The organism is Bartonella sp. ML70XJBT.G (genome assembly GCF_028618575.1).
GTDB lineage: Bacteria > Pseudomonadota > Alphaproteobacteria > Rhizobiales > Rhizobiaceae > Bartonella.
Map to the genome: position 1 here is coordinate 1 of NZ_JAQITA010000042.1, position 5,193 is coordinate 5,193.

A 5,193-nucleotide genomic window follows, 5' to 3' on the forward strand; every position below is an offset into this window, starting at 1 on the left:
TGCTTATAAGAATCCCCATAAGAATATCTACAGCCTTTATCCGCATGACCATAACAAGCATGGACAGTAGGATAAGTCGTAAATATTCTCCATGCCTCGTTCCCAGGACTACTCCCTGAAGGGATCTGATCAAAAGTAGCAGGATTTCCACCAAACTTTACACCAACAAAATCATATGCGTGGTTTTCTAAACCGACAGAGGTTTGCTTGCCATCACTTAAATAATCGAGCGTATTTGCCATCGATTGAGCATTATAAGCAGGACCAAAAAGATTGATACTTGTGTTGCCTGCTATGCTGTGAATACCACGTTTTTCAAAGTCATCCATTCCATTACCTACTGTCAAGCTACCGCGGCTGTGCGCATCAATATGCAATCCATCATTGCCATAGAGAAACATCGCATTCTGAAATTTCTTGGTCGAATTGGTTAATCCAAAAAAAAGTTTACCTTCCAGAATCTTCTGAAAAACCGCTATTCCTACCTCCACTTCCCAGTCTTTAGCTTTGGGGAAGTATGTAAAATAAAGGTGACCATTGTTATTAACCGCCATTTGGACAGCATTACGTGCAGCATCATCGGATGTGATAAAAATGCCATTATAGAACATATAAACTGCGCCACCAGAGACTTCTTGTAAATGTTTTTCTTCCTCTGACATTAATGAAAGGAAAGAAACACTTCCACACAGGCAAGAGGACACATGGCTGTGGGGATTGTTTCCATCACAAGCAAGACTTAAGGTTGGCATTTACGACTGTTTTTATACCTTTTACAAAAAGGGCTGTTTAAACGCTTCTTGACACTGCGCTGTGGGATGACAGCGCCAGGACGACAAATCGGAAGGTTTTCTTCTTTAAAAGTATAACACCACCCTCCTGCTTTCGAAAGTTCCTCATTCTTATAGCGAAATCCTGATTGAACCATACAAGCATAAATTGTTGCTTTTGCATTAATGCTTACCTTTCTGTTCTCTGAATCCTCATCGTAAGGGGTTGGCATGCCACATTCTAAGAGGGCTTTTCCTACCTCGGTAAAGTCTGCTCCGGACTTCTCCCACATATATATATATCCAGGAGAAGGCTTAAAAAAATTACACCCAGCTATAATAAACAAGACTATCACACTCAATAATTCTAAGGTGTACTTCATTTCTTGCTCCTTGGTTTAATTGAATTAATTTGTATACGATGAGATGAACCATAGAACGATGTACACTCACGACCTGCATGACCATAACAAGCATGGACCGTAGGATAAGTCTCCAATATTCTCCATGCCTCGTTCCAGGGACCACTACCAGCAGGTATTTTGTCAAAAGTAGCTGGATTTTTGCCAAACTTTACACCAACAAAGTCATATGCGTGGTTTTCCAAGCCGACAGAGGTTTGCTTGCCATCACTTAAATAATCGAGCGTATTTGCCATCGATTGAGCATTATAAGCAGGACCAAAAAGATTGATACTTGTGTTGCCTGCTATGCTGTGAATGCCACGTTTTTCAAAGTCATCCATTCCATTACCTACTGTCAAGCTACCGCGGCTGTGCGCATCAATATGCAATCCATCATTGCCATAGAGAAACATCGCATTCTGAAATTTCTTGGTCGAATTGGTTAATCCAAAAAAAAGTTTACCTTCCAGAATCTTCTGAAAAACCGCTATTCCTACCTCCACTTCCCAGTCTTTAGCTTTGGGGAAATATGTAAAATAAAGGTGACCATTTTTATTAACAGCCATTTGAACAGCATTACCCGCGGCATCATCGGAGGAATTAAAAATGCCATTGTAGAACATATAAACAGCGCCATCAGAGCCTTTTTGTAAATGCTTCTCTTGCTCTGGTGTTAATGAAATGAAAGGAACAATCCCGCACAGGCAAGAGGACACATGGCTGTGGGGATTGTTTCCATCACAAGTAAGACTTAAGGTTGGCATTTACGACTGTTTTTATACCTTTTACAAAACGGGCTGTTTAAGCGCTTTTCGACACTGCGCTTGGGAATAACAGCACCTGGACGACAAATGGGGAGGTTTTCGGCTTTATAATTCTCACACCAAGTTCCCGCCCATTTATCTTTATAACGAAAACCTGATTGAACCATGCAAGCATCAATAGTTGCATTATCATTGTTGCTTAGCTTTTGAACTTCATCCTCAAGATAATTAAGGTGCGGCAGACCACATTCTAGCAATGCTTTTCCCACCTCAGTAAAGTCTGCTCCTGGCTTGATCCACTCATATACTTCTCCTGGAGGGGGGTTATCAATATTTGATATGTCACATCCAGAGACACTTAACAAAATAAGCCCACTTAATAATTTAAACAATCTCTTCATTTTTTTCTCCATAAATAACCTAAACCTAAATTATCTAAAATTGCATATGGTGCATAAATTGTTGCATTATGAGGTGTTCCATAATCAAGTTTACACTTACGGCTTGCATCACCATAACATTTATGGGTGGTAGTAGGGTTATGGCCACGTAGCGCGCTCACTTGCTCTCTTATTGCAATTGCTGGTGGAAATAATACATAGGGGAGCTTCAAGGGTACCTTATAAGCTGTCGGTAGATTATGACCAATTCCTGTACCAATGGGATCAAAGAAATGGTTTTGTAAATAAATATGATCTTTTTTACCATCGCTTACGACATATAATGCATTCGCTATCGATTGAGCATGATCCGCTGGTCCATAAAGATAGATATCTGTTTTCTCGGCAAGACCGTGCATGCCACGTTCTTCAAAGTCACGCAGTCCATTGCCTACTGTTAAGCTACCACGGCTATGCGCACTCACAATCGCTTCCTCATTGCCATAACGAGTGATAAAATCTTGGAACTTCTTACTCGAATTGCTCCATCCCCCAAAATACTCATAAATCGCTATCCCTATCTCTACTAACTTGTCTTTAGCTTCGGGGTGATAGGTAAAATAAAGATGACCATTGTTATTAACAGCCATTTGGACTGCATTACCCGCTGCTTCATCGGGGGAATTAAAAATGCCATTGTAAAACATATGAACAGCGCCATCAGAGCCTTTTTGTAAATGCTTCTCTTCTTCTGGTGTTAAATAGCTATACAGAGTAATATATTTTCCATCGCTGCCTTCTATAGGTTCCCCATTTTCATCGGTTAAATAGAGGACATTGCCATTTGCATCATGCGCAACCTCTCCTATCGGATGTTTTTTGACATTTGTGATTTGATAAATTTTATCAAAGTATCCCAATCCTTCATCGGATAAATCATTGATCATGTCTAAGCGATTATGCACGGCTGCCTCAAGCGGTGTGGCGTCTATCGGAGCTACAGCCTGGTGGGCTGCTGCGGTATTGCGGTTGAGAGAGCCAATGATTTGTTTAGCATCTTGCCCCATGGACCTTTGTCCAGTTGTATCGGTGAGGACAATGGTGCCCTCACTGATAGCGGATTTGGTTTCTCCTTCTGCATTATCCTTGGCCTTGCCGTGGTTTAAAACATTCTTGGTAATGTTTTTTATCGTGTCATTTCCAGAAAGGCTAAAACCATGGCTGCTGGCTGTCGCATGGGCGCTGTTGGTGATATCACTGGTGCTGATGCTTCCGGTGGTCAGTTTGTTTTTGTCTGCTGGGGCAGTGCTGTCAATAATGCCTCCGGTCAGCGTTGTTTTGTCTTTAACAGTAATCTCAAAGCCGCCTGCCTCTGCTTTAATGCCGGATTGCTCCACAACACTGTGATAATCACTAGAGGATTTATCCTTTTGGAAAGAGGCACTCATGGAACCTCCTCCTCCCGTTGCTCCAGCACCAAAGCCAACAGAAACAGCATTTTGCTTGCTAGAGGTTTGTCCCGTATCACTGAGGCTGGTAATGGTGAGATCACCTCCAACACCCATCTCTACACGGTTTCCAGAAAGCACTGCCCCTGCTAGGGTAGTGTTTTGCCCACTGTTGGTATGGACCGTGCCCGTCCCTATAACATGGCTGTTCTTGTGGTGCACTTCATCACTAGAACCTTCCCCTTGACTAAAAGCAGCACTGCCTGTTGCCCCTGCACCGCCTGTGCCAACACTCATGGAAGTACTTTCACTGTTGTTTTGTGTGCTTTGCGTGTTTTGTGCACTTTCAAAGATGATATCTTCACCTGCTTCCATGGTGATATTTCCGCTCTGTGCATCATTTTCCAGCACATAGATTGGATTGGTACCAGCAATAATATCAGTGCCAACACCATGAATGCTGCCTTTGTGGGCTTGCATGTTAACAGCGCGTCCGCCTTCTATGCTATCTGTCACCGCTGTGGAGACTTGAGAAGAAGCTTCTGTTTTCTCAGTTTTAAAGCCCACGGTTACACTGCCAGATGCGCCAGCCAGATTGGCAAGAGCATCCTTGGTGGAGCCCCCCAACCCTCCTAATGAACTGCTCAATCCTTTGGTTATGTTCCCTCTTTCTCCCGTGTTGCCACCCAACCAATCAACAAAATTCCTGCCTGTATTAAAGAGGTGATTGATTTTGAGGCCGGTTAGTATAGCGTTACCAACTTTACCGTTTCCATCTTTATTATTCATGCGGTCTGCTGAATCTTTTAACCCTTGTACCGTGCCAAGGACACCGATATCAACGGAAGTTGTCACACCAGCAAAAGACTTTTCATGCTTTTCTTTTGCGTTAGAGGTATCATGGCTTTCCGATAGTGTGATATTATTGCCAGCATCAATATTGACATCACGATCCGCCGAAACATTTGTCGCTTGTAAATTCACATCATTGTCAGCAGTAATCTGCACATCTTGGCGTGCCGTGATGTGTGATTGTGTGGAAGTATTTTCCCATTGATCGCCCGTATCTTTGGCGCTTGCAATTCCAACACCCACGGAAGCACCGCTGTTGCTCTTTTCAAACTGAATGCCAAAGCCTGTACGTTCTTCCTTTGAGCTTGAGGAATGGCTATTATGACCAACAAGCACATTGACATCACGAGCTGCCGAAAGGTTAACATTCTCACCTGCAAGATCAGAGCCAACAATTGTCACATCTTTTTTCTTGGCAGTGATGGTGATCGTGCCATCCGCATTGAGAGAAGAGCCTTGATGTTCAAAGCTTTCCTCATTTTCTGTCTTGGATTCACTTCCATATATCGACACAAAGCCCTTGCCTGAACCAACACCAAAACCGGTTTCATGGGTTTCTGAATGGCTCTTATGAT

At 42.8% G+C, this 5,193-nt stretch carries 4 protein-coding genes and 1 pseudogene; all 5 read right to left on the bottom strand.

All coding sequences use genetic code 11. The features are described 5' to 3' along the window. Window positions 1-752: pseudogene (locus PVV64_RS09770) on the bottom strand (hypothetical protein); the annotation flags it as partial. Next, window positions 740-1,153 (bottom strand): hypothetical protein, encoded by a 414-nt coding sequence (locus PVV64_RS09775; RefSeq protein WP_273760808.1) that lies wholly within the window; start codon window positions 1,151-1,153, stop codon window positions 740-742. The gene PVV64_RS09775 and the pseudogene PVV64_RS09770, both read right to left, overlap by 13 nt. Further along, window positions 1,150-1,938 carry a hypothetical protein gene (locus tag PVV64_RS09780; protein ID WP_273760809.1) on the bottom strand — a complete coding sequence of 263 codons (789 nt, stop codon included), beginning with the start codon at window positions 1,936-1,938 and terminating at the stop codon, window positions 1,150-1,152. Before PVV64_RS09780 ends, PVV64_RS09775 begins: the two co-directional genes overlap by 4 nt. Continuing rightward, on the bottom strand, window positions 1,926-2,339 hold the full coding sequence (locus tag PVV64_RS09785; RefSeq protein ID WP_273760810.1) for a hypothetical protein: 414 nt from the start codon (window positions 2,337-2,339) through the stop codon (window positions 1,926-1,928). Before PVV64_RS09785 ends, PVV64_RS09780 begins: the two co-directional genes overlap by 13 nt. Then, window positions 2,336-5,193: hemagglutinin repeat-containing protein (locus tag PVV64_RS09790; protein WP_273760811.1), on the bottom strand; the 2,858-nt coding region annotated here is incomplete at its 5' end. The genes PVV64_RS09785 and PVV64_RS09790, both read right to left, overlap by 4 nt.

What these genes read in the sequence shown, in the direction of transcription:
- PVV64_RS09775 (WP_273760808.1), bottom strand. Translation starts at nt 1,153, where the DNA reads ATGAAGTACACCTTAGAATTATTGAGTGTGATAGTCTTGTTTATTATA.
- PVV64_RS09780 (WP_273760809.1), bottom strand. Translation starts at nt 1,938, where the DNA reads ATGCCAACCTTAAGTCTTACTTGTGATGGAAACAATCCCCACAGCCAT.
- PVV64_RS09785 (WP_273760810.1), bottom strand. Translation starts at nt 2,339, where the DNA reads ATGAAGAGATTGTTTAAATTATTAAGTGGGCTTATTTTGTTAAGTGTC.